The 19019-nt window shown below is 60.8% G+C and carries 21 protein-coding genes; 4 read left to right on the top strand and 17 right to left on the bottom strand.

Annotation, left to right across the window (positions count from 1 at the left end):
• Position 1: 1 nt before the first annotated feature.
• The 15 genes from ACXAH8_RS01520 to ACXAH8_RS01450 form a co-directional block, all read right to left on the bottom strand.
• The gene (locus ACXAH8_RS01520) at positions 2-3943 is read right to left on the bottom strand and encodes a baseplate multidomain protein megatron (protein ID WP_475215490.1); all 3942 of its coding nucleotides are present in this window, start codon (positions 3941-3943) and stop codon (positions 2-4) included.
• Positions 3943-4389, bottom strand: a complete 447-nt coding sequence (locus ACXAH8_RS01515; protein WP_475215487.1) for an NlpC/P60 family protein — start codon at positions 4387-4389, stop codon at positions 3943-3945. Before ACXAH8_RS01515 ends, ACXAH8_RS01520 begins: the two co-directional genes overlap by 1 nt.
• Positions 4386-5273 (bottom strand): DUF2163 domain-containing protein, encoded by an 888-nt coding sequence (locus ACXAH8_RS01510; RefSeq protein ID WP_475215486.1) that lies wholly within the window; start codon positions 5271-5273, stop codon positions 4386-4388. The genes ACXAH8_RS01515 and ACXAH8_RS01510 overlap by 4 nt, the downstream gene beginning before the upstream one ends.
• Complete coding sequence (locus ACXAH8_RS01505) at positions 5273-5905, bottom strand: phage distal tail protein, Rcc01695 family (protein ID WP_475215485.1); 633 nt, start codon at positions 5903-5905, stop codon at positions 5273-5275. The genes ACXAH8_RS01510 and ACXAH8_RS01505 overlap by 1 nt, the downstream gene beginning before the upstream one ends.
• Before the next feature lie 12 nt (positions 5906-5917).
• Positions 5918-6580 carry a phage tail tape measure protein gene (locus ACXAH8_RS01500; protein ID WP_475215483.1) on the bottom strand — a complete coding sequence of 221 codons (663 nt, stop codon included), beginning with the start codon at positions 6578-6580 and terminating at the stop codon, positions 5918-5920.
• The gene (locus ACXAH8_RS01495; RefSeq protein WP_475215481.1) at positions 6567-6776 is read right to left on the bottom strand and encodes a rcc01693 family protein; all 210 of its coding nucleotides are present in this window, start codon (positions 6774-6776) and stop codon (positions 6567-6569) included. The genes ACXAH8_RS01500 and ACXAH8_RS01495 overlap by 14 nt, the downstream gene beginning before the upstream one ends.
• Positions 6773-7090, bottom strand: a complete 318-nt coding sequence (locus ACXAH8_RS01490; RefSeq protein WP_475215480.1) for a gene transfer agent family protein — start codon at positions 7088-7090, stop codon at positions 6773-6775. Before ACXAH8_RS01490 ends, ACXAH8_RS01495 begins: the two co-directional genes overlap by 4 nt.
• The gene (locus ACXAH8_RS01485; protein ID WP_170779913.1) at positions 7090-7503 is read right to left on the bottom strand and encodes a phage major tail protein, TP901-1 family; all 414 of its coding nucleotides are present in this window, start codon (positions 7501-7503) and stop codon (positions 7090-7092) included. The genes ACXAH8_RS01490 and ACXAH8_RS01485 overlap by 1 nt, the downstream gene beginning before the upstream one ends.
• Positions 7504-7523: 20 nt before the next feature.
• Complete coding sequence (locus ACXAH8_RS01480) at positions 7524-7937, bottom strand: DUF3168 domain-containing protein (RefSeq protein ID WP_475215478.1); 414 nt, start codon at positions 7935-7937, stop codon at positions 7524-7526.
• Positions 7934-8272 carry a phage head closure protein gene (locus ACXAH8_RS01475; RefSeq protein WP_475215477.1) on the bottom strand — a complete coding sequence of 113 codons (339 nt, stop codon included), beginning with the start codon at positions 8270-8272 and terminating at the stop codon, positions 7934-7936. Before ACXAH8_RS01475 ends, ACXAH8_RS01480 begins: the two co-directional genes overlap by 4 nt.
• A complete protein-coding gene (locus ACXAH8_RS01470; RefSeq protein ID WP_475215476.1) occupies positions 8269-8868 on the bottom strand; it encodes a head-tail connector protein in 600 nt (199 codons plus the stop codon). The genes ACXAH8_RS01475 and ACXAH8_RS01470 overlap by 4 nt, the downstream gene beginning before the upstream one ends.
• Before the next feature lie 171 nt (positions 8869-9039).
• Complete coding sequence (locus ACXAH8_RS01465; protein ID WP_475215474.1) at positions 9040-10218, bottom strand: phage major capsid protein; 1179 nt, start codon at positions 10216-10218, stop codon at positions 9040-9042.
• 35 nt (positions 10219-10253) lie between these two features.
• The gene (locus ACXAH8_RS01460; RefSeq protein ID WP_475215473.1) at positions 10254-10799 is read right to left on the bottom strand and encodes an HK97 family phage prohead protease; all 546 of its coding nucleotides are present in this window, start codon (positions 10797-10799) and stop codon (positions 10254-10256) included.
• 26 nt (positions 10800-10825) lie between these two features.
• Entirely contained in the window at positions 10826-11044 is a 219-nt protein-coding gene (locus ACXAH8_RS01455) for a GTA head formation protein, RCAP_rcc01685 family (protein WP_170458832.1), read from the bottom strand.
• Positions 11037-12197, bottom strand: a complete 1161-nt coding sequence (locus tag ACXAH8_RS01450; RefSeq protein WP_475215471.1) for a phage portal protein — start codon at positions 12195-12197, stop codon at positions 11037-11039. The genes ACXAH8_RS01455 and ACXAH8_RS01450 overlap by 8 nt, the downstream gene beginning before the upstream one ends.
• Positions 12198-12440: 243 nt before the next feature.
• Here ACXAH8_RS01450 and ACXAH8_RS01445 point away from each other — a divergent pair, with 243 nt between their 5' ends.
• Complete coding sequence (locus ACXAH8_RS01445) at positions 12441-13289, top strand: SDR family NAD(P)-dependent oxidoreductase (RefSeq protein WP_475215470.1); 849 nt, start codon at positions 12441-12443, stop codon at positions 13287-13289.
• A gap of 261 nt (positions 13290-13550) precedes the next feature.
• Complete coding sequence (locus ACXAH8_RS01440; RefSeq protein ID WP_170640794.1) at positions 13551-13805, top strand: hypothetical protein; 255 nt, start codon at positions 13551-13553, stop codon at positions 13803-13805.
• A 72-nt stretch (positions 13806-13877) separates the two neighbouring features.
• Here the strand turns inward: ACXAH8_RS01440 and ACXAH8_RS01435 are convergent, their stop codons facing one another.
• On the bottom strand, positions 13878-15248 hold the full coding sequence (locus tag ACXAH8_RS01435; protein WP_475215469.1) for a DNA-packaging protein: 1371 nt from the start codon (positions 15246-15248) through the stop codon (positions 13878-13880).
• Positions 15157-15501 (bottom strand): hypothetical protein, encoded by a 345-nt coding sequence (locus ACXAH8_RS01430; RefSeq protein ID WP_475215467.1) that lies wholly within the window; start codon positions 15499-15501, stop codon positions 15157-15159. Before ACXAH8_RS01430 ends, ACXAH8_RS01435 begins: the two co-directional genes overlap by 92 nt.
• A 414-nt stretch (positions 15502-15915) precedes the next feature.
• Between ACXAH8_RS01430 and ACXAH8_RS01425 the strand changes: the two genes are divergently transcribed.
• Together ACXAH8_RS01425 and ACXAH8_RS01420 are read left to right on the top strand one after the other, a co-directional pair.
• Positions 15916-17421, top strand: coding sequence for a peroxidase family protein (locus ACXAH8_RS01425; protein WP_475215465.1), 1506 nt, complete (start codon positions 15916-15918; stop codon positions 17419-17421).
• A 318-nt stretch (positions 17422-17739) separates the two neighbouring features.
• Positions 17740-18996: a DEAD/DEAH box helicase gene (locus ACXAH8_RS01420; RefSeq protein ID WP_475215463.1), complete on the top strand. Its 1257-nt coding sequence runs from the start codon at positions 17740-17742 to the stop codon at positions 18994-18996.
• Positions 18997-19019: the final 23 nt, after the last annotated feature.

Raw genomic sequence — 19019 nt, 5'->3', positions numbered from 1 at the left:
CTTACGCGACCTGAATGCGCGCCGCCGGGCCAGCGCCATAAGTGGCCGAGATTTGCGCGATCTCGACCGCATATCCACCTGTCAAACCATCGGCGGACTTCGCGGCTTCGGTATAGGCCCAGCGCGGTTCAGGCACGATCTCTTCGCGGACCAAAGCCCCGTTGGCCCGGACACGGATGATGTAGGACTCGCTTTCCTCGCCCAGTGGGACATCCAGCCCCGCCCAGTCATCTCCTTCGATCCGCGTGCGCCTGATCCAACTGAACGTATCCCCGTCCGACGCGGTCTGCACAGACACATGTACCGGCGCGTAGGGGCGTAGGCCGTTCCCGTCGAAAGCCTCGACCAGATGCTCGTAGGATGGGTCGTCATACCCGCGCGAAGCCGGGCCGATCCGAAAGTGCCGGGCCACGCGCCGCTCGCTTGGCAAGAGGTTGGTCTGCGCAACGCGTTCGTCCAGCAGGACGAAAGTTGATCCTTCGGGCCAGACGTCGGGCATCAGGGCATCCGTTCCGAGCTGACCACGCAGGCGACCAGAGAGGGCATAGACCCCCGGCTCTTGCAGGGCAGCGTCAGAGAACTGGAACACCTCCCAATTACCCGGTGCTCCGTCACCGATGGCCGCCAAATTGGCCCCATTCAGCAAGGATGTGCGCGGACGGGACTCCAGAATGCCGTCAATCAGTTTGACCCGCAGGGGCGCGCCCTCATCCCAGATCCCTGCTGAGGCGCGATGCAGCGGCGTTTCGGTAAAGCCCATCACCGCCTGATCTGCAATGACGTCGCGCAGCGCATAGTCCTCATCTCGGGACGACACATGAACGGCGACGTTGCCAGGCCAAGGATCGGCCGATGCGGCGAGATACGGCGCGTGCGGAGCTTCTGTCCCCGTCAACAGAGGCAGGTCCATGAACACAGGCGCCACCGGTACAGGGGCGACGAAGGGCCGGATCGCGACCGGATCATCCTGCAACCCGTTGGCCGTGTAGACACCGCGTTCAATCCGCACCGCCTCGGCCAGTTGCAGATCCGCTTTTTCCAACCGGTCGATACGGTAGAGCGCACTGCCGTCCTGTTCTAACAGGCGCACCACGTCTCCGGCGCCCAGATGCAGCATGGACGGGGGCAAGGCAAAACGGGCGGTGTCGCGGGACAAGCGCGCCTCGCTGAGCCAGCGCTCGGCAGTCTGGCGACCCTCAGCACGGGTCATGGACAGGGGCATCTCGTTCACCGCGACCGCATGGGTCTGCGCGTCAGGCAGCACGGCCTCTTCCGCGACCAGATCGTGATCGGCATCCGATTGAACAAAGCGCAGGCGAACACGTCCGGTCATCTCGGCCTCGCCCTCACGGCGGTACTCCACTGTACCGTCGAGATCGGAGCTGACGGCCAGGTGATCCGGGTCCAGCGCCACAGCACCAAAGCCGTCGCGCGTCTGGAACCGCAGGACACCATCCCGTTCAATCGCGTCAAACCCATAGCGCAGCATCAACGGCTGCAACGCCGAACGCGCGTCCGAGACGTCCTCGACCGCATAGCCCCGGACCACGCCATAGAGCTGCGAGACATCAATGTCCGTGACCCCTGCACCATGGCAGATTTCGGTCACAACCGAGGCCAGCGTGCGCGCGCCGGATCGACCGTTCAGCCAATGCCCTCGGGCATAGTTTTCGCCATCGTCCCATTGGCTTCGCAGGTTCGGAAAGGTGGGATATGGCCGCGCGTCCCAGGCCCAGACATAGGCGTTGGAGAGGTCCAGCATTGGGCCGTCATAAATCTCGGATACCGGGTTGTTCTGGGGCTCGGACCAGTAGCCCAGCGTTGCCGTCAGATATTGCACCTGAATGAAGTCGTCCCTGAGGCCGTTGGAATGCGGCGGCAGGCTCGATTCCGAGGATTTGGGGTCGAGAAACTTGTTCGGCTGATTGGTGCCTTTATCCACGGCGGCACAACCCAGTTCCGTAAACCAGATCGGCTTGGACCCCGGCACCCAATCGGTCGGATTATTCTGGCGCACGTCGCCAATCCGTTCGTGATGCCAATTCGACCACCAGTTGCGCAGGTCCTTGTAGCGCCAGATCCAGGGCTCATCATGGGTGCTGTCTTCGATCGGAGTGCGAATCTGCGCCTCGGCCTCCTCGGGCGAAGCGTAGTACCAGTCATAGCCCTCGCCGCCTTCGACATTGGCGCGCAGGTAATCCAGATTGTAGATCGACCCGGCATCGGCATCCTGATGGTCTTCGCCATCGCGCCAATCTGACAGAGGCATGTAGTTATCGATACCGACAAAGTCGATATTGTCATCCGCCCAAAGGGGATCGAGGTGAAAGAACCTGTCTCCCGTTCCCGTGGGTTGATAGCCGAAGTATTCGCTCCAATCCGCTGCGTAGCCGATCTTGGTATCCGGTCCCAAAATCTGCCGCACATCCTCAGCCAGTTGGCGCAGCTGTTCGACGGCAGGAAAGCCGCTTTCTCCGCGAATTTGCGTCAGACCCCGCATCTCTGAACTGATGCAAAAGGAACTTACGCCACCTGCAATTTGGCAGAGGGTGGCGTAGTGCAGGATAAAGCGACGCAGCCCCCATTCGTCCGGGCCAGAATAAGTCACCTGCCCCGCGCTGATGCCAAAATCGCTGACCTGAGCTGCCCCGAAAAACGCGGCAACTTGCGCGTCAGCGGCGGCTGTCTGGTCCGGCGACCCGTCGCGCCCCGGAGCCACGTCAAGCGTGATCCGTCCGCGCCAGGGCAGATGCGGTTGCTCGCCATCCGACCATGGATCGGGCAAGCCGTTCTGTTGCAACTGATCCATCAGGATGAACGGGTAGAACATCACATCCTTGCCGGTCTCCTTCAGATGCTGGATCGCCTGCACAACCGCGCCATCCGCCGGGGTGCCACCATAAACAGGCCGGTCATCCTGATGCTGGACCACTTGGGCCGTATTGCGCCGCAGGTCCGACACGACCCAGGGCATGTTCACACCATCTATGTCATCGCGCACCACCTTGGGCATGATCTGACAGTCACCGCAGCGCAGGTCATTTCCGAACCACGACACAATCAGGGAGGCCGCCTCGCAGCCCGGCAGCTCACGCGCCAGCGCTTTGGTCGAGGTGATCAGATCCGGCTCGCCCGAGGCTGAGTTGACATTGGCCGCCCAACTGCGTCCGCGCCCTTGGGAATAGTTCACCTGAGTGCTGGCCAGCGCATATTCACCAGTGCCCGGCATCAGGGCCACGCCCTTGACGATTTGGCCCAGCGCGGACACGTGATCCGGCATTTCGGGCTGTGTGGGGCGCACCACTTCGAACGAGAACTGAGGCACCCGGTTGCCAAAGGACGCCAGCTGGAAATCCTCGATCACCACATAGGCCGTACCGCGATAGGCCGGGACTTTGCCGGTGCCCTCGACGGCCTCGATCAGGGGATCGGGGAGTTGATCCTGCGTCCCGTGATAGACACGGATGTTCAGGCTCGCGCGCTCTTGCTCCTCACCATCGGCCCAGACGCGCGTGACATCGGCGATCTCGCCTGCGCCGACCGCAATCGCCAGAGAGATCGAATAGCTGTAGGTCGTTGTCGTCACTTTGGGCGGTTTCGGCGAACCCTTGCCGCCTCCGCCTGAGGATTGTGTGCTAGTGGTCCGGGTCTCCAGAAAGTCCGAGGCCCAGATTACCTGACCACCCACGCGCATACGGCCAAAGACCGTGGCCACGGGGGCGCCCTCGGCCGTTTCGGTTAGGCGGAAACGGTCCATGCGGCCGGTCTCGACCACTTCGCTGCCACTGCCCATGACCGATTGGCTCATCATGCGTTGGTCGATCACGCGGCCCAGCGTGGCTCCGACCGCCCGACCGACAATGGCGGTGGACAAACCGGCCACCGTGCCGCCGATTGAGCCGCCCAACGCAGCCCCTGCTGCGGAAAGAAGAATAGTAGCCATCAGCGACCCTCCAACGGGAATTCAAAACAGGCGACCACCCGGCGGCGCCAGGGGTCGCTCAGGGCGTTTTCGACTACGCCATGTCCGGAATAGGCATGGATGAAACGCGGCACCTCGTCGATGCTGCTGACAATGCCCAGATGTTTTGCAACGCCGCTGTCCCGCATCCGGAACAGCAGCACATCTCCGGCGGCCATTTCGGCTGAGGGCTTTTCGCTCAGGTGCCTGCGCGCCGCTGCCCACATGCGTTCCTCACCCTGCGGCTCGGACCAGTCCATGCTGTAGACGGGAACCGCCTCGGGTTCATGCCCGATCACCTCGCGCCACACGCCGCGCAGCAGGCCCAGACAATCCGTCCCCGCCCCGCGAACCGAGGCCTGATGCACATAAGGCGTGCCCAGCCACGCGCGTGCGGTGTCCACGACATCTTGCTTGCATTTCGTCATCGTCTGCTACCGCCTGTATTCGCGTTGCCTTTCTTTGGCACTGCCATCACCCAGTCTTCACCCGGAAGATCCGGAAAGCCCTGAAAGTTCAGAAAATTGTTGAATTTCAACCGACAGGTCTCCATCCGTTTGTCGCAACCGGCGGTCAGGCGCACCCGGTCTCCAACGGCCAATCCACCACCGATGCTGGCCCACAGAGTGATCTCGCGCCCGTCTTCCGTCCGGCGGTCCTGTTTGATCGACCCCCATAGCCCATTGGCCGCACCCGAGGTCACATCCAACCGTCCCCGTTCGAACCAGGCTTCGTCAGAGGAGGTCCCACCAAGCAGCCGAAGCGACGCGCCTCCGTCAAAACCGGAGACCTCAGCCTCGACCTGATAGCCGGGCTGGCCTAAGGCAAATCGGCACGCGGAATCCCCCAAGACGGCGGTGCAGGGTTTCTGGTAGATCCGCCCCAGAGGGCGGTTCAGCAGATCGGTCAGCCCGCGCAGCTCGGCGTGAAAGGCTCCACCCGCCCGCCGCAGCTCACCAATCGAGCCGCGAAACTGCAGCACACGCTGCTCGGGCGTAGCCCAATTGACCAGCCAAGCGCGTACCTCGGCGCCGTCGAAGCGACCGGCCTCGATATCATCCTCGCGGACCGAGGCATCGGACAGCGCGCCCATCGCCTCGGAATTGTCGATCGACAGCCCGGTGGCCTGTTCAATGGCGGCTGCGGTCAGGCCGGTGCTGGCCCGAAAGATCAGCCCGTCGAACCGCAGCTCCATATCGTGATCGGTGAAGCCAAAGACCTGACCATCCTTGCGGGTGATCGCCCAGCAGCGGCACACCGTGGTCAGACCGCCTTGCAGATGGGCTTGAAGTGCCTGAGTATCCCCGCCCATCAGACGCGCACCTCGACCACGGGGACATTTGGCACATCCCCGGCCTGAAAGTTGGCTACGCTGGTCTGGATCTTATCGGTGTCAAACCGCACCGGCACGTCAAACTCGAACCCCGCCGTGATCTCGACTTGCTCGGGCGGAGGGGCCACGAATGAGACCACCCCACGGGCCAGATCGACCTCATAGTCGACACCTTCGCGCATGGCGTCCTGATCCAGACCCAGACACACCGTACCGAGGACGGGTTTGGTGATAGGTCTCACATAGCTGACCCCGCCCGAGCTATAGGTCTTCACCAGTTGAAACTCGGTACGCTCTCCGTCGCCCCGCGCGATGACCTGATCGCCGTGATCGACATCAGCCGTAGCTGATCCCGACTTGTAGTCCGACCAGTCCTTCCAGCGGAACCCGTACATCTGGCCCTGACGCGCCTCGAAGAACGAGATCATCGTTTCGATGTCATCCAGCGACCGCATCCCCAGCCCGGCATCATAGCGCCTGCGCGAATGCGCCCAGGGCGTGTTGCGTTCCTCAAACCCGTTGGCCAGCGTCACGATATCGGTGCGCCGTTCCGGACCACCGACCGAGCCGAAGCTCAGGCTGGCGGGAAATCTCACCTCGTGGAAATTCATCTTCTGCTCCCCTTATCTGTTGCGATTGCCGCGACCCAAGGCGCGGCTCATCTGCGCCGCGATCTGGCCTTGCGACCGGCGGAACCCCTGCACATCGGGTGTGGAGATATTCATCACCACATTCACGGCACGCCCGCCGCCCTGCGTCCGCACGCCCAGCTTGCCGTCCGCGCCGCGCGCCAGAGGCATGATCGCCTCAGGTCCTGCCTCGCCCATGAGGCCGGTGCCACCGCGCATCGGGAACATCGTCGGGCTACTGACCACGCCGCCATTGGCAAAAGGCATCACCCGGCCCTGGCTGAAGCTGCCGCCATCCGCAAAAGGCAGAATGCCCTGCACCAGACTGCCAACCCCTCTGGCCAGCATGCCGCCGAAATGATCCGTCACCGGCTTGATCGCCGCCGAATACGCCGTGCGGATCATCGAGTTCTTCAGCACATCCAACGCATCCGACAGGTTCATCCCGTCCAACACCACACCGTCAAACGCCTTGCGCAAACCGCCGGACAGGCCCCGCTCCAGAGTGGCAACGTCCTTGCCGGTCTCTTCAAAGGCGGCCCTGACCCGCTGCAAGTGACCATCAAACGCCGCCGCCATGCTCGCCGCGTCGCCCAGCGCATCGCCCAGCGACTCGCCCCGTTCCTGCAGGTCGTCAAAACCTTCACGATCCGTCATCACGCTCTCCTTGTTCCTTGTCCGGATAGGCCGCCAGCAAAGCGTCGAGGCCCTTCCGGTTCATCGCAGGCATCCCAGCACCCTGCCCCAGCATCAGCCGCAACTCGGCCGGGGTCAGACGCCAGAACTGATCCGGCGTCAGATGCAGGCCGAGGATCCCGGCCCGCATCAGCGCGGGCCAGTCGAACCCGCTCACTGCTCCGGCACCATGAAGGCGCGGGCCAGCAATTCGGCCGCCGCCTTGGCCCCGGCCATCGGCCCCCCTGCGATTTCGGCATGCAGTAGTTCATCGCGGGTGACCGGCGCGCCGCCGCCACGTAGACCCGCGACCAACAGCGCCAGCACGTCACCGCTGGAATACGCACCGCCTTCGAACCGCTGCACCAATTCGACCAGAGATCCAGCCCCCAGTTCCTGTTCCAATTCCGCCAAGGCCCCCAATGTCAGCTTGAGCACCCGCTGCTCCCCATCGATGGTCAGTGCCACCTCGCCCGTCCACGGATTGGCCATCAGAGCGCCGTGAAGCTCAGCGCACCGGCGCTTGCCATGCTCATCTCATAGGTCGCCTCACCGTTATGCGAGCCCGCATATTCGATGCTGCTAACCTGAAACGGCCCTTCGACAATGCCGAAATCGGGGATGATCACCTGAAATCCGGGTGTCTCGCCGTCAAAAAACAACTGACGCGCGCGCTCATCCGTGCCCGCATCCTTGAACACGCCCGAGCCCGAGATCGAGGCCGACTTGACCCCCGCCCCCGACAGCAGCTCCCGCCATCCGCCTTGACTTTCCAGGCTGGTGACATCGACGCTTTCCGCGTTGAAACTGATCCGCGTGGCGCGCAGGCCCGCGATGGTCTCAAACAGGCCCGTGCCGTTCATATCCACTTTGACCAACAGGTCTTTTCCGTTCTGGGCAGCCATATGCTCTCTCCGTTGATTGCTTAGTCGTCTTCCACGCGGGCGCGGAATCTTAGGTCGATCTGGCGGATCGCGCCGCCAGTTCCCGTGCGTCGGGCGCTGGCGCGTTCGAACCAAAGGCCCACCAGATGACCCCGGTCCAAACTCAGCGCCGCACCCTCCAGCGCGTCACAAACCGCGCCAGCCAGCGTCTTGGCGGCACCAAAGCCTGCCGCCTCGGACACCACCGAGACCGTGAAGCGATGAACAGCCCCCGCGTTCGCGCGGTCCGAGGCCTCTCGCACCTCTTCCGAGCCCAAAGTCACGTAGGTCTGCGGCATGGTCCCGGCAGGCACCGCGTCGTAAATCGCATCGCCCGACAGCGTGCTGACCTGCGCATCGCCTGACAGCTGTTGAAACACCGCCGCCTGCAATGCGGCTGAAACGCCATAACTCATGCCGCCACCTCTTCATCTGCAAAACAGGTCAGGTACTGACCGCGCGGATCCCGCTCGGCGACTGCGCGGATCACGAACCGGCGGGCACCTTCGCGGAACCGCTGGTCCGGAGCGGGCCGCATGCTCGACCCTTCAGGCGCGCCCCGCACAACGATCCGGTAGCCAACGCGCGAGACCGAAGCCCCACCGACCGCCCGCTCAGCTCCGTTGCGCGCCTTCACCTCGGCCCAGAGCGAGCCCAAAGCGGCCCAGGTTTCGGTATAGCCCCCAGCACCGTCAGCGGTGCGAACCGGTGCTTCAAGCTCCAGCTTGCGGTTCAATTGAGGCGCGTTCATTGCATCGCCCCGGCGCCGAAGCGCACCGTGCGATAGCGTTGGATCAAGCTGGTCACACCGAAGGGCATACACCCCGCGCCCAAGGCTGTTTCGTCGCGATATTCGTAGTAGTGCGCCGCCAACAGCAAAACCGCCTGCCCCAGATCGGCGGGTAAGCCGCCCCAATCGGCGGCCATGCCCGCCGTGAAGGCGATTTTTACCGATCCGCCCGTCTGGATTCTCGGCAAACAAGATCCCGCCGCTCGCACCCGAGGGCGCTGCGCATCCCGCTCCAACCTGTACGTCGCGCTGTCCGCCAAGGTTTTAGCGCCCAGCGCGTCCGTTAGCGTCAACGCACCAACTGAAACCACCGGGGCCACCGGCAGAGTTTCGCTTTCGGGATCGCGCCAGCCGTTCAGGCTCCACGAAAACTCCCGCTCGATCAGAACCTTGCCGGTGCGCGCCTCGATCGCTGCAATCGCTGCACGCAGAAAACCGGTCAGAACCTCATCTTGCGTATCACCCTCGGCGAAACCCGTGCCCAGCCGCAGATGCTCCTTGAACTGATCCACCGGCAGCGCCGCATCCGCGATGGCGGTTTCTTCGATCAACATCATCCATTCACTCCGCAATCTCGGACCCCTCCGGGGTCGTATCCTTGGAAAATGACGGGCACGCGCCGCCCCACGTTGCTCGGACGGAGGGGAGCAGCTAGACAACGCGGGGGATCTCACCCCGGCCCGCGCCCGCCGCCCGAGGGGCTTGCGCCCCCCGGATCCGCCACCGCTTTAGGCGGTGCCGAATTTCACCAGCTTGATCGCGGCAAAGTCGCTCACATCTCCGCCCACGCGCTTGGTCGCGTAGAACAGAACATGCGGTTTGGCGCTGAACGGATCGCGCAACACGCGCAGATCGGGACGCTCAGCAATGGTGTAACCTGCCTGGAAGTCGCCAAAGGCAATCGAGAAGCTGTCGGTCGCCGCATCCGGCATATCCTCGGCAATCAGCACCGGATAGCCCATCAAACGCGCAGGTTCACCGGCGGCCAGACCGTCAGACCACAGGAAACGGCCATCACTGTCCTTCAGCTTACGGATCACACCAGCGGTTTTCGAGTTCATCACGAAGGTACCGTTCACCCGGTACTGCGCACCAAGCGCATAGACCACATCGACAATCGCATCCGCATCGACACCGCCATCAATGCCGGTGGGCACATAGCCCAGATTGCCCCAGGCCCAGCTGTCATCCGCCATGGTGCCATGGGTCAGAATACCCTTCGGCTTGTCGACACCATCGCCATTAATGAACGCCGCGGCCTCGGCGCGGGCGAACTTGTCGGCAATACGACCAGCCAGCCAGCTCTCGACATCGAACGCGCTGTCATCCAGCAAACGCTGCGAGGCTTTGGGCAGAGCGCTCAGCTCGTGCAGCGCAATCGAAATCCGGTCAATCGACGGCGTCGCGGTCTCAGCCGTGGCCGAGGTCTCATCCGCCCAGCCTGCGCCCAGATCCGTGTGGTCAATCAGCACATCGAACGAGTTCGCCTCGACATTCACCACCGACGCAATCGAGCGGATCGAGGCGGTCGAATTCAGTACCGACTTAATTGTTTCGGCGGTCTGCGGATCAACCAGATAGCCGCCATCGCTGTTCACCGCGCTGGACAGAGATTTCGACTCCATCTCAAGCCCGCGCAGCCCGTCATCCTCACCGGACCGCACATAGGCATCAAACGCCTTTTGATGCGGTGCGCCGTCCTCAACGGAGGCTGCAAGATGCGGGCGCGCCGCGATGGTTGATTTACGATCCAGCATGGTCAGTCGCTCTTCTGTCTGTTGCAATTGGGATTTAACTTCGGCCTTGAGGCCCTTGAATTCATTCACGAAGCCAGCCATCGCCTGCTTCACCTCCTGAACCAGGGGCGCACCCTCTCCGGTCAAGGCCGGGCTCTCGGTCTTGCTCATCAGCATGTCCTGTTTTTGGATGGGTTTGAGGCGCGCTAGATCCGCGCCAGCTCCTGCCGGGCGTCATGGAACACCTCGGCGATACTGCGCCAGGTGTTTTCAACGTCGGGTTCAAAACCCTTTGCCGCCACCCGCGCACTGGGCAGCATCGGGAAGGTCACCAAGGACACCTCCCACAGCTCCAGTTCGGTCAGGACCCGCTGGCCCTTGTCATTCTTCACGGCCCGCTTGGTGCGATAGCCAATCGACAGGCCATCCATGGCACCCGCCCGGATCAGTTCCGCCGCCTCACGACCCTTTTGCGTGGCCTCCAGCAGACGCCCTTTGACCCACAGGCCCTTGTCGTCTTCGCACACTTCGTCCCACACGCCGATGGGCTGCGCCGGATCGTGCTGCCACAGCATCTTGACCCGCTGCCCAGCCTTTGCCAGCCCGTCGAGCGAGCCGCGATACGCCCCGCGCTGCACCACATCGCTGCCTTGATCGACCTGCCCGAACAGACTGGCATAGCCTTCAATCACGGCATCATCGGTGACCGACAATCCGTCACCGAACCGGGCGAATTTATGTTCTAAATCCATGAACTTCTCCATGTAAATCACTGAAATCATGGCGTTACCACCAAGATGGATTGAAACGCCTGCGCTAGGATCACCGCGACCACGCCATAGACCGTCAGCCACAACCGGCGCTCCAGCCGCTCCATCATCTCTTCGATCTGATCCAACCGTCTGCACAGATGCGCATGCTGGATCTCGGCCACCCGTTCATGCGCGGCCAGACGTAGGCCCGGCGCGCATTCGAACGGAGGATACCCATCAGACATCCGCGCGCTCCGGCAGGCCCAGCAAGGCCCGCTTTTCGGCATCGCTCAGGAAATCGGCCCCGTTAACCCGCGCCCATTGCGCATCGCGTTCCGCCGACAGCGCGGGCACCTGATCCAGGTCGGGCTTCAGCATCAGATCCTCGCCGGTAAAGCCAACCAGCCACTCCGACACCGCCGCCGCCACCCGCGTCACCAGTGGCAGCACGGTCAGGCGATAAAACGCCCGGTTGGCCTCCTGATAGTTCGAGTAGGTCGCGTCTCCTTGAATTCCCAGCAGCATCGGCGGGACCCCAAAGGCCAGCGCGATCTCGCGGGCGGCGGCTTCCTTGGTCTTTTGAAACTCCATATCGGACGGAGAGAACCCCATCGGCTTCCAATCCAGCCCCCCTTCCAGAACCATCGGACGGCCAGCATTGCGCGCCCCGCGATAGTTCTGCTCAATTTCGTCGCTTAGACGCCGGAATTGATCCTCAGCCATCACCCCATGGCCATCGCCTTTCCACACCAGCGCCCCTGAAGGCCGCGCCGCATTATCGAGCAGCGATTTCGACCACCGAGACGCGCTGTTATGCACATCAATCGCCATCGCCGCCGCCTGCATCGGCGAGAACCCATAGTGATCATCCTGAGGGTGGAATGACTTGATATGGCAGATATTTTCCGCCGCAAACCGGTGCTTCTTGCCGCCAACCGCATAATCATACGCCTTGGGCCACCCATCCGCCCCCGGTACCACGCTCATCCGATCGGATCGCAGAACATGCAGTTCAACCGGCAGCCCTTCTTCGGCCTGCACCGCTTCAACATATGCGTTGCCTGACAGCAACAACTGCCCAAACAGCGCCTCCATCAACTCCGCCCGCCCCTGTGCCGCATTCGGGCGACGCATCAGAGACAAGATCGGATGCAAATCAAAGCGTTGCGCCTGATCCTGCAGAACCAGAGGCAACGCCGCCGCCGCCTCAGCAATCAGTTTGACCGAGCGGAACCCCACCGGATTCCCCGAAAACCCCGTCCGCGTCAGCGACACCGCGTCCCGAGGGCTCCACGCCACGCGCCCACCCGTCTGCCACGCCACCACGGGGCCCGCCGCGCTGGCCTTCGCCTCGGGCGCTTCCCCGGGCGCTCCACGACGCAAGAAATCGAATACCATGTCCAGATGCTCCTTTCTGCCGCCGCTCTGCCCGGCTTGTTGAAAGGAGTTATGACGGTGAGAAGTTTAAACCTTGGGAATGGAGCGCGCGGAGGGTGAGCAACACAAGCACCCAAAATCATCTGTGGCCTGAGTAGTAGACAGAATTGGTGACGAGACCGATACTCTATTGAGGCAACGTTTGTTACTTTTGGATGACCATTTCAAATTTGCGCAGTTTTATGGATCGGGAAGGAAAGCAAAATGTTTAACGACGCAGTGAAACATGGTGGCGTTGCAGTTGTTACCGGGGCAGCAAGTGGGGTCGGACGTACTGCGGCACTACGGTTTGCGCAGGCGGGTTTGGGTGTTGTTCTGGCGGACCTACCCGGAGCACAACTTGACGCAACGGTTCAAGAAGCACGCCAATTGGCGTCCGCTGACGCTCCTATTGAAGGCATACCGACTGATGTGACATCATATGAAGAGGTAGACAGACTTGCCGATCGCGCATTTGAGATAGGTCCAATTGCTGCTTTGATGAACAACGCGGGGATAAGTCTGCCGACAACCGCTTGGTCGGAAATGGAAAACTGGCAGCGACTTTTGCAAGTAAACTTTTTCGGCGTTCTGCGAGGTGTGCTGGCCTTTATGCCTCGCATGATCGAAGCTAACCGCCCTGCTGTAGTCATAAATACCGGCTCGAAACAGGGTATTACAACACCGCCGGGCAACCCCGGCTATAATGTCACCAAAGCCGCGGTCAAAGTGCTCAGCGAACAATTGGCTCATGAGTTGCGAGAAGCCGGAGCGCCAATTTCTGTTCACTTGTTTGTGCCAGGTTTTACATACACTGGTATGATTGCGTCTTTCCTCCCGGAAAAACCGCCCGCGGCTTGGACCAGTGAAAAAACAGTTGATCACTTGTTCAGTCGAATGGCCAACGGTGATTTTTATATCCTTTGCCCGGACAACGATGTCGACGAGACACGCGATCGACGTCGAGCACAATGGGCTATTCAAGACATTACCGAAAACCGCCCTCCACTCTCTCGCTGGCACCCCGATTACGCAGAAGCATTTGCTAAATTCGAGAAAACTGGTGAGCAATAACTAAAGGCACCACGCCCGAGGCCGCCGATATGCCCCCGCGGGCCCCACCATCAACTCGTGCAGTGCGCAGTCCGGCGCGTCGAGCCGGTCGTGTGAGCCCTGCCCTGAATCCAAAATGGCCAATTGTAAGAATTGGCCGCTCGTTGAAGTTTGAGCCAAATTCCTTTTCAGTCGCAGCCAAAGTCTTTTGAATTCATGCCAGAGATGTTGTTTGCGTCTCACTTGCCCCCCACGTGCGCTTCGAGTGCAAGAGGCCACACAATGAATGAAAATGACCCTATCCCGTCCATCTACTACGATGCGCACGATATCTGGACAAACGAACCTACCGCTGCTGACAAACACGTCTACGAGGCGTTTGCTTCAAGCGTAGTCAATCTTGTGCAGGTGCTTGATGACTACAAAACAATGATGTCACCGGATGTCTATGCAAGGCTGTTTTCTTCGCTGTTGGCGTTGTCCCGATTGCTCGGTGAATATGAGGACAGTTGGAGCCAAGGGAAGCCGATGTCCTGAATCTCTGTGCTTTCAGCAAGTGGTCAGTCCGCTAGGAAAAACGTGATCGTTGGAAAGCAAACTTTCTAGAGCTCACAAACTTCGCACCCTAGGCCGCCGATACGCGCCTGCAGGCCCCACAATCAACTCATGCAGAGCCCAGACCAGCGCGTCGACGCGGTCAGGTGAGCCCTGCCCCTCGAACCCGCGCGCGGTCATCTGGCACATCTGTTCTTCCAGCGAGTCCAAGCCAATCACGTGGCCAACCCGACCCTGCTCGTACAACGCCGCCACAGGCTCGGCCCTCGCGACCTTACCGCGAGAGGCTCGCACTGCGCGGAACGGGACCAAAGGGTCTACCTGCCGCACGACCTCTTCCACCAGTTGCCCGCCCTGATTGACCTCGGCCACCAACCGCTCGGCCCCAAATTCATCCATCGCGTCAATTGCCGACCGCGCCCATCCCGCCGGGCCGACGCCCTGCACCGTCCGGTCGGCCAGCACATAGGCGCGCCACTTCTCGGGCGGGCCTCGTAGCTGCGCGCCCGCGACCACGATTCCACAGGCATCCGCATCTGAGCCCGCCGTCACTGCGGGATCCAGTGCCACCACCACCCGGTCAAGTTCGGGCAAATGCGCGCAACGTGCTGCTTCCAACATCGAGCCCGTCCACAACGCCCCCTCGGCATCCGACAGCAGCACCCCATCCAACTCCTGCCGCCCCAGCCGCGTGCCTGCGTAGCGTGCGCGCACCTCCTCGAGGAAGGACGCGGCCAGATTGGCCCGGTTCGCCTCGGTTGGCGCGTGTGTTTGAACGGTCGAGGGCGACGCCAGCAAATCCTTCAGAACCTTCACATTGCGCGGTGTCGTGGTCACGCAGACTTGAGGCCGCTCCCCCAACCGCAAAGCAAATTGCAGCATATCCCAGGTCTCACCGGCCTTCTTCCATTTGGCCAACTCATCCACCCAGGCCGCATCGAACTGAGGGCCGCGCAACCCCTCGGGATCATGCGCTGAAAACGCCTGCGCCTCGGCCCCGTTGGGCCAGATCAGCTTGCGTTCGGATGCCTTCCAAACAGGCCTTCGGTCCGGGGGTGAGCACTGCAAAATCCCGCTATCGCCAAAGATCATCACATCACGCACCTGATAAAAGGTCTCCCCCACCAAAGCCACGCGAGATGCCGCGCCCTTGTCCAAAGGCTTGGGCCCTTCGACCATCGACCGCACCCACTCAGCCCCGGCCCGCGTCTTTCCTGCCCCGCGCCCACCCATGATCACCCAGGACCGCCAGTCGCCTTCGGGTGGCAACTGATGTGGCAGTGCCCAGAACTCGAAAAGAAAAGGGAGGGCACATAGCCCCCCCTCCCCGATCTCACTCAGAAATCTGTCCTGCACCGCAACAGGTGCGGAGGCGAGCCAGCCTGCACCCGACCTCGAACCGAGCTCGGTCAAGGTCGAGCGCATATCCACCTTGGGCAATTCCGGCTTGTCTGTGATGTTGTTCGACAAAGCTTGTCTCCACTTTCTGGCAACTGCGGATCAGCCCCTCTAGCTGACCGAGTTGCTTGCCTGTTCCGGCAAGGTCTGCATCCTCCCCGGCTCCGATCTGCTGGCGCAGTTCTTCCGCTGTATGGCGCAGATCGCGAATGGACCTCTCGAGCGACTGAAACAAGTCAGCCGTCTGGGAAATCCGCTCTTCCGGGGTAATCAAAGTCATGTTTGCCTGTGACCTCATGCGTGAGTTTTCTCCGCACGAGAGAAATGAAAAAACGGCCACCGGGTCGCCCCGGGGCCGTTGCCCACTTCTTCTAGCATGGCACAACTTATACGAGAATGAGTGCGCGGCGTCAAGTTTGCACGCAACGGGTCGCAACGCCTAAACCGTTCTGTACATTAAACTTTTCACAACCCTTCGCGAGCGTTCTCCTGCGCGAACCACCTTATCGACAGAAAAAACCCACCAATACAGCTCGCATATGCAGATTAAACACAGACTTATTTCCCAATTACGTTTCCTTTTTTGAGAAAAAGAAGGAAATCGGTCCTCATTTGTGCTATTTTGACCATTATGCTCATCATTTTGTGAGCATGATTCAACCTAGAACGAAGTTGTTTATTTTTTGGAGTAGTTATGTCACGCCAACCCCATGGGCTTAGCCGATATGAAACGCTGGTAAAAGAATGCGCGGATACCCCACGCCCGCCGCTGCCGGATACGTTTGGACGAATCGGGCATCGCAACCCTCTCTCAGGTATCGCCCCAGGCGGTGAGCCTTTTGATACCGCCGATGTCCTCGCCGCGTTTGATGCAGCGGTCGACTCGATGAAAGACACCAATGACCCACAGGGTCATGACGTCGCCGCCGGTATGACCTTCTTCGGTCAATTCGTCGACCACGATGTAACGCTGGACGCAACTTCAGCCATTGGGACAGTTATTGATCCAGCCACCATTCGCAATATCCGTACCCCGACACTGGACCTCGATTGCGTTTACGGCGATGGCCCCGAGGCATCACCGCACCTCTATCACCCGGACCATCACGGTTTCCTTCTTTTTGGCAACGCTGACAATCATCTCGATCTTGCCCGAACCAAGCAAGGTACAGCGCTGATTGGCGACCCTCGTAACGACGAGAACCAGATCGTATCGCAATTGCAAGGCGCATTTATCTGCCTACACAACACCGTTATGACAGCCTTGGAGGCAGACAGTGGCATGGCACGCAAAGCCTTGTCCGGCATTTCAGCGGTAGCCATGCATACCTTCAAGAAAAGCGAGGAACCTTTCCAGGTTGCGAGGCGAATTTGTCGGCTGCACTATCAGTATCTCGTGGCCCATGATTTGCTTCAGGCATTCGTAGATGCCCACATTCTGAAACATGTTCGCGAACATCTCGAAGGTGGGACACTACCGAAGCCTTTCAAAGATGACTCTCCGGTTATGCCGATAGAATTCTCCGGCGCTGCTTACCGCTTCGGGCACGCCACAGTGCAGTCCAAATACCAGCTCAATCATGACAATCTGGATTTCGACCTGTTCAAGCTAGGACGGCCCGAGTTCTCCTTCCGACCGTCAGACCTGAACATTCACTTTGAGAAATTGTTCGACTATCCCGGTCAAACTGCAGGCGCGCGTGCGCGCCCCATTGGACGCAAAATGGCGCAATCCATTTTCGCGCTCCCCTTCATCAGCGGCACGGCCGATATCGGCGGCGCCACAATGACCGAGGATCAGAACCGCAAACTTCCTTTGCGCAACCTGCTGCGCGACCGCCTCACGTTGGAACTTGCCTCAGGTCAACAAATGGCGCGCAAGATGCATGTGCCCGAACTTGCCGCTCCGCCCGAGCTATCGGACCATGGCGTCACCAAAACACCGCTGTGGTACTACTGTCTACAAGAGGCTGAGGGTCATGGCGGTCGACTTGGGCCGGTGGGCGGCACGATCGTCGCGACGGTGTTGCTGCGGCTTCTGCATCTTGACCCGGAAAGCCTTGTCTGCTCGACCCACGACTTTAAGCCGTGGAAAGAACTTGGCGCCGATGACGACGGAACGTATTCGATGGGGCATATGCTGAAATTCGTCGAAGCCAATCGCGATAGCATCGCCCATGCGGGGGATCTTCGCACCTAAACTTGCCCTGCCCTGATCCGATAAGCCGGATCAGGGTTTTCGTGCGACCAAGCAACCATCACTCACAAGCCTTGACATTTCAGTCGCCACGCATCATGTGCCTCTGACCAGCGCTGACGCGTGAGCCTCGGCGGGCACTATCTGCCCCACAGCGCCACAGATTTTCCAGTTCCCCATCACGCAGGGTTCTTAACGCGACGACCAGATAGAGCAGGAACCGCCTGTCTGTCCCGAGGTCACGCTTGACCCTACCGGTCGCGAATGCGGCCCATCACGACTTGCCCGTTGGCGAATGCTGCGGGCAGCAAAGGATAAATATTGTTCGAATTCGATATGCTGGGCCTTGCACCAGCGCTCAACGATGCACTCAAAAGTGCGAAATTCTCACAGCCCACTCCGATCCAGAACCAGGCGATCCCTTTGGCTCTGAACGGGCATGACATTCTGGGGCTGGCGCAGACCGGTACCGGCAAAACGCTGGCCTTTGGCCTGCCGTTGATTGATCACCTGCTGAACCAATCCGGCAAACCTGCACCAAAAACGGCCAAGGCATTGATCCTTGCGCCCACACGCGAGCTTGTGAACCAGATTGCCGACAGCCTGCGGGTTCTGACCGGAAAGACCAAACTGCGCGTAGCAACTGTTGTGGGTGGTCAGTCCATCAACAAACAGATCGCCTTTCTGGGCCGCGGCACAGATATTCTGGTGGCCACACCTGGGCGTCTGATCGACTTGATGGAGCGAAAGGCCGTCGACCTAGGGTCGGTTCGCCACCTTGTTTTGGACGAAGCCGACCAGATGCTGGATCTGGGCTTCATCCACGCTTTGCGCAAAATCGCGCCTGCCTTGGGCACACCGCGTCAGACCATGCTGTTCTCGGCCACAATGCCAAAACAGATGGAGGAGATCAGCCGCGCCTATCTGACCAATCCCCAGCGGGTGCAGGTCTCGCCTCCGGGTAAAGCGGCAGACAAGATCACGCAATCAGTTCACTTCGTGACCAAACCCGAGAAGCCCGGCAAACTGCGTGAGATTCTGTCGCAGGACACCGGCGCTCTGACCCTTGTCTTCTCGCGCACCAAACACGGGGCCGAGAAGCTGATGAAGGGGTTGGTCGCCGATGGCTACAACGCCGCCTCGATCCACGGCAACAAAAGCCAGGGACAGCGTGACCGCGCCATCAAGGCCTTCCGCGCGGGAGAGATCAACGTGCTGGTCGCAACCGATGTCGCCGCGCGCGGGATCGACATTCCCGGGGTGGCCTATGTGATCAACTACGACCTGCCCGAGGTGCCCGACAACTATGTCCACCGCATTGGCCGTACAGCCCGCGCCGGTCGCGAAGGCGAGGCAATTGCGTTCTGCTCGGCGGAAGAGGTCGACCTGCTGCGTCAAATCCAAAGACTGATGAAGATCGACATCCCGATCGCCAGCGGTACACAGCCAGAACCTGTTGAAGCTGCACGCAGCGGGCGTCGCCAGAACAACCGGCGTTTCAAGCCGAGACCAGCAAATGGAAGCGCGAAACCCGCGCACAACAAGCGCCGACGCCCCCGTCGCAAACCGGCAGCCTGACCTAAAAAAACAGCGCCGAAAGT

This window comes from Ruegeria sp. ABV3_008, from assembly GCF_056161185.1.
This window is presented reverse-complemented; position numbering and strand designations above follow the sequence as displayed.